Raw genomic sequence first — 5,011 nt, 5'->3', positions numbered from 1 at the left:
CGAGGCGAAGGGGGCTGGCAGGGGAGTGAGGGTTTTCGACGACTACGCTCATCACCCCACCGAAGTGACGGCGGCCCTGACGGCGGCACGCGCCGTCGCTGCCGGCCACCACGTGCACGTCCTCTTCCAGCCGCACCTGTTCTCCCGCACCCGGGAATTCGCGGTGGAGTTCGCCCAGGCGCTCAACCTGGCGGACTCGGCCACCGTACTGGATATATATGCGGCCCGGGAGGACCCGATGCCCGGCGTGACCAGCCGACTGATCACCGACCAACTCACCGTGCCCGGCGGGTACGCCCCGGATCCCGCAGCAGCCGTCAGGGCAGTCGTTGACCGTGCGGCCCCTGGGGACATCATCCTGACCGTGGGGGCGGGTGACGTCACCCAGTACGGTGCCGACCTCGTCGGCCTGCTCACCCTGCCCGACAACAGCGCCCGCGACTCATGAGCCGTCGCAAGCCGAAACCCCCCGGTGCAGGGGCCGAGGCCGGCGCGGGTTCCGAGCTGGCTGCGGGGTCAGGGACGGGGTCCGGCGCGCCGGCGCCTGTCCGGGTGCCACGGGTCACCAGCAGTAAGGTCTCGATGCTCAAGATCCCCGGGGACCCGTGGCTACCGGAGGAACCTGACGATGATGACACCGCCAATTCGGTGGTTGCCTTCCCTGAGCCGCCCAGGAAGCGTCGACGTCGGAATCTCATCCTGGGCCTCACCGGTGTGGTGCTACTGATGGCGGGGTTGCTTGCCTATCTCATTTTTTCGCCCGCCCTGGCGCTACGGTCCGTCGAGGTGAGCGGCAATACGCTCGTGACCACCGAGGAGGCCACGGCCGCCCTCGACCCGTTGCTGGGAACACCCCTGCCACAGATCGCCGACGAGGATGTCGAGCAGCTCCTCGAAGGGTTCGCACCGATTGAAAGCGTCACGGTGGCCGCCGTACCGCCGTCGGGCCTGGCGATCACCATTGAGGAACGGATACCGGTGGCGATCCTGCAGAGCAGCGAGCGTTTTATCCTCATCGATGCGGAGGGGCGCCAACTTGCCTCGGTTGCCGACCGCAATGCCGTTCAGCTGCCCCTCATCGATGGCGGCACCGATGCGGTAAACAGCGAAGTGTTTTCCTCGATCGCCGAGGTGCTCGACGCCTTGCCGGAGAGTATCCTGAATCAGCTCAATCACGCATCGGCGGACTCCGTGGATTCGGTCGAACTGTCCCTCGCCAATGACCAGACCATCTTCTGGGGTAGCTCGGACGAGAACCAGGCCAAGGCGCTGGTGCTGGAGGCGCTGCTATCAGGCCCGCAGACCGATCCGCCGGCCGAGGTCTTTGACGTAAGCACGCCGTTGAGTCCGGTCACTCGCTAAAGAATTATCCGACACGCGGGCTCGGTCATTGCAGATGAGTGCACCTGCCCATAGCGTCTTGAATAGAAGTTACTTGACATAACATTGACTTTCAAGTTGAGAGTTAATGTTGTCAAGGTGAAGGCTGGGAACAGATCCAGCCGGATCAGGCCCCACACAGCGCATTCGAACAAGGGACACAGGACCGTGGCAGCACCGCAGAATTACTTGGCCGTCATCAAGGTAGTAGGCATCGGCGGCGGTGGCGTAAACGCCGTCAACCGAATGATCGAGGTGGGATTGCGTGGCGTTGAATTCATCGCCATCAACACCGACGCACAGGCCCTGCTGATGAGCGACGCCGACGTGAAGCTCGACGTCGGACGGGAACTGACCCGCGGCCTCGGCGCCGGCGCCGACCCAGAGGTGGGACGCCGCGCGGCCGAAGATCATGCAGAAGAAATCGAGGAAGTCCTGCGCGGCGCCGACATGGTGTTTGTTACCGCAGGCGAAGGCGGCGGTACGGGAACCGGTGGTGCACCGGTCGTGGCTCGTATCGCGAGGTCCCTGGGCGCCCTGACCATTGGCGTGGTCACCCGTCCCTTCACCTTTGAAGGTCGGCGCCGGTCGAATCAGGCCGAAACCGGGATCGATACGCTCCGCGACGAGGTTGACACCCTGATCGTCATCCCCAACGATCGTCTGCTCTCCATCAGCGACCGGAACGTGTCGATGCTCGATGCCTTCCGCTCAGCCGACCAGGTGCTGCTCTCAGGTGTTCAGGGCATCACCGACCTGATTACCACGCCTGGCCTGATCAACCTCGACTTCGCCGACGTGAAGTCAGTGATGCAGGGCGCCGGTTCGGCGCTGATGGGCATCGGCTCGGCACGCGGCGAAGATCGGGCCGTCAAGGCGGCCGAGCTGGCCATTGCCTCGCCGCTGCTTGAAGCATCGATCGACGGAGCTCACGGTGTTCTGCTCTCCATCCAGGGTGGCTCCGATCTGGGGCTCTTCGAAATCAACGAGGCGGCCCGCCTGGTCCAGGAAGTAGCGCACCCCGAAGCGAACATCATCTTCGGTGCCGTGATCGACGATGCCCTCGGCGACGAGGCTCGGGTCACCGTGATTGCAGCTGGCTTTGACCAGGTCGACGCGACGTCACAGCCCAGCGCACAGCTGTCCAAGCCGGTCTCAGCGCCGTCCGTCGGAGCGAGCGCCCCGGCGGCGGCCGCAGCGGTTCCCGCGTCGGCAGGCCTCGGCGCCTGGTCGCAGCGGTCGCAGCAGTCAGGCAACAACGTCCCAGCCGACTCAGGGTTCGACGTCGACCTGCCCGCCGTGGTGGAGCCTGACTTCTCCTCGAGCCGGTCAGACGAACTCGATGTGCCTGACTTCCTGAAGTAACCACCGACGCCGTGTTCTTCTGGCGCCAGGAAATCGGCCCCGGCCGTTGGGTAGCCTTCACGAATAGTCAGGCGGGCAATCTCGCACTTCATGTGGGGGATAAGCCCGCCTCGGTCCTTCGGCGTCGGCGGGAGCTCGAAGCCGCCATGGGTATCGACGAGGGTTCCCTCCGGTTCATGCACCAGACTCACTCGGCCACCGCCGAGATAGTCGAGGACGCAGCGGCGGGTGAGCTGATCAGCGCTGATGCGTTGGTCAGCGTCAGCGGGGCAACCCCGCTGGCGGTAATGGTCGCCGATTGTGTTCCGGTGGTTCTCTCCGCCGGGGGCGGTGCAGAGGGAGCCACGGCTGTTGTGCACGCCGGCCGCCAGGGTACCCTCGACGGCGTCATCGCCAACACGGTCGAGCTGCTGCGCAGCCGGAATGCCCGGAACCTGGTGGCCTGGATTGGCCCCGCTATTTGCGGCGACTGCTATGAGGTCCCCGAGGAGATGCGCCGCGAGGTAGCTGCCGTGGTTCCCGCCGCGACAGCCACCACCCGGTGGGCGACCCCCGGCCTTGATCTGCCTCAAGCCGTACGGGCGCAGCTTGAGACACTCGGTGTGGCTGTGCAACAGGTCAGCGAGGATTCCTCGACACTCTGCACCCTTGAGAACGGGGCACTGTATTCGCACCGTCGCAGTCCCGCAGCTGGCCGGATCGCCGGGCTGGTGTGGACCCAGTGACCGACCCCCAGCGCGCCGACGAGCTCAGCGAACGGCTCTCGGCGGTGCACCAACGAATCGATCAAGCGGTGCTGGCATCGGGGCGTACCGATAAACCGCGGCTCATCGTTGTCACCAAATATTTCCCGGCGGGCGACCTGCGGATCCTGGCCGCCCTGGGCGTGACCGAGATGGGAGAAAGCCGGGACCAGGAGGCCGCAGCCAAGGCCCAGGAGCTCGCGGACCTGGGAGTGCGCTGGCATTTCATCGGCCAGCTGCAAAGTAACAAGGCGCGGTCGGTGGTGCGCTACGCACACGCAGTCCATTCGGTGGACCGGGCACCGCTCGTCGCCGCGCTCGGCAAAGCGTTGGCTAACCGGCGAACCGAACCGGGCCAGGACACTGACAGCACCAGCGCCGCCAAGACCCTCGCCTGCTTTATCCAGGTCGATCTGTCGACCGGGGACAGCCGCGCTGCGACGATCAGTGGGCATCAACGAGGGGGCGCCGCCCCAACCGACGTCGTCGCCCTGGGGCGGCTCGTCCAAGCGACCGACGGTCTCTCGCTGGCTGGTGTGATGGCTGTTGCGCCGCTGGGCAGAGACCCCGTTGCTGCGTTCGGAGAGCTGGCCGAGATCTCAGCCACGCTCCGTGGCGAATTCCCCGCAGCCACCGGCATCTCGGCTGGTATGAGCGGGGATCTCGAAGCCGCGGTCGCAGCCGGCGCGACACACCTCAGAATAGGTTCGCAGGTCCTCGGTGAACGCCCACCCTTGAGGTAGCGTCTGGACTATACCCAATGACACGACAGGAGCTACCATGGCTGGCGCACTGCGCAAGACAATGATCTATCTTGGGCTCGCCGACGGTGATGAGCACTACGAGTCCGAGCAGAAGAACTTACAAAGCAGGAACGAGGATCACCTAGTGGACTACGACCGTGACGACCGGCATGCTGACGCCCCGCAGGCGGCCAGGCTCGCTCCGGTGGACGAGTACCGTGCCCCGGTGACCCCGATCAAGCGCGCACAGTCCTCACGCGAGGATTCGGCAGCTCTCCGTCAGATCACCACCGTGCACCCACGGTCCTACAACGATGCGAAACTGATCGGTGAAAGCTTCCGCGACGGCATCCCAGTGATCATGAATGTCACCGACATGGGTGAATCGGATGCAAAACGCCTGGTGGACTTCTCGGCTGGTCTGGTCTTTGGTCTGCACGGCAGCATCGAACGGGTTACCAACAAGGTCTTCCTCCTGTCGCCCTCCTACATCGAGGTACTCGGAGAAGACCAGAAGGCCAGCGAGGCGCAGGCTAGTTTCTTCAATCAAAGCTAGCGTGGTTAACTGGTTCACGAGTTCCTCTCAAAGTATCGCTTTTAGGACTGTGACTGCCGCGTGAGTTTGGTTTTTGTTCTGATCTATCTGGTACTGATGGTCGTACAGATAGCCCTGATTATTCGGATCGTCTACGATGCCGTGCAGATGTTTGCGCGTGGCTGGCGCCCCAAGAGGCTGGCCCTGGTGTTGGCTTCGGGCGTCTACACTGTGACCGACCCGCC

6 protein-coding genes and 1 pseudogene are annotated in these 5,011 nt (G+C 64.3%); all 7 read left to right on the top strand.

Translation table 11 applies throughout. From position 1 onward, the window contains the following. On the top strand, positions 1-448 hold a 448-nt coding region (locus K728_RS0105085), incomplete at its 5' end, for a glutamate ligase domain-containing protein (protein WP_272944180.1). A 134-nt stretch (positions 449-582) separates the two neighbouring features. Then, complete coding sequence (locus K728_RS0105080) at positions 583-1,362, top strand: cell division protein FtsQ/DivIB (RefSeq protein ID WP_237742088.1); 780 nt, start codon at positions 583-585, stop codon at positions 1,360-1,362. 186 nt (positions 1,363-1,548) lie between these two features. After that, positions 1,549-2,745: a cell division protein FtsZ gene (gene ftsZ / locus K728_RS0105075; protein WP_024476045.1), complete on the top strand. Its 1,197-nt coding sequence runs from the start codon at positions 1,549-1,551 to the stop codon at positions 2,743-2,745. Between the two features lie 11 nt (positions 2,746-2,756). Continuing rightward, entirely contained in the window at positions 2,757-3,470 is a 714-nt protein-coding gene (locus K728_RS0105070; RefSeq protein ID WP_024476044.1) for a polyphenol oxidase family protein, read from the top strand. After that, the gene (locus K728_RS0105065) at positions 3,467-4,231 is read left to right on the top strand and encodes a YggS family pyridoxal phosphate-dependent enzyme (protein WP_024476043.1); all 765 of its coding nucleotides are present in this window, start codon (positions 3,467-3,469) and stop codon (positions 4,229-4,231) included. Before K728_RS0105070 ends, K728_RS0105065 begins: the two co-directional genes overlap by 4 nt. A 37-nt stretch (positions 4,232-4,268) precedes the next feature. Then, positions 4,269-4,787 (top strand): cell division protein SepF, encoded by a 519-nt coding sequence (locus K728_RS0105060; protein ID WP_019481332.1) that lies wholly within the window; start codon positions 4,269-4,271, stop codon positions 4,785-4,787. Between the two features lie 60 nt (positions 4,788-4,847). After that, positions 4,848-5,011: pseudogene (locus K728_RS23060) on the top strand (YggT family protein); the annotation flags it as partial.

Source organism: Arthrobacter sp. CAL618 (assembly GCF_000468215.1).
Classification (GTDB): domain Bacteria; phylum Actinomycetota; class Actinomycetes; order Actinomycetales; family Micrococcaceae; genus Arthrobacter_D.
Note: the sequence above shows the minus strand (reverse complement) of the source record. Positions and strands in the feature narration are given on the sequence as shown.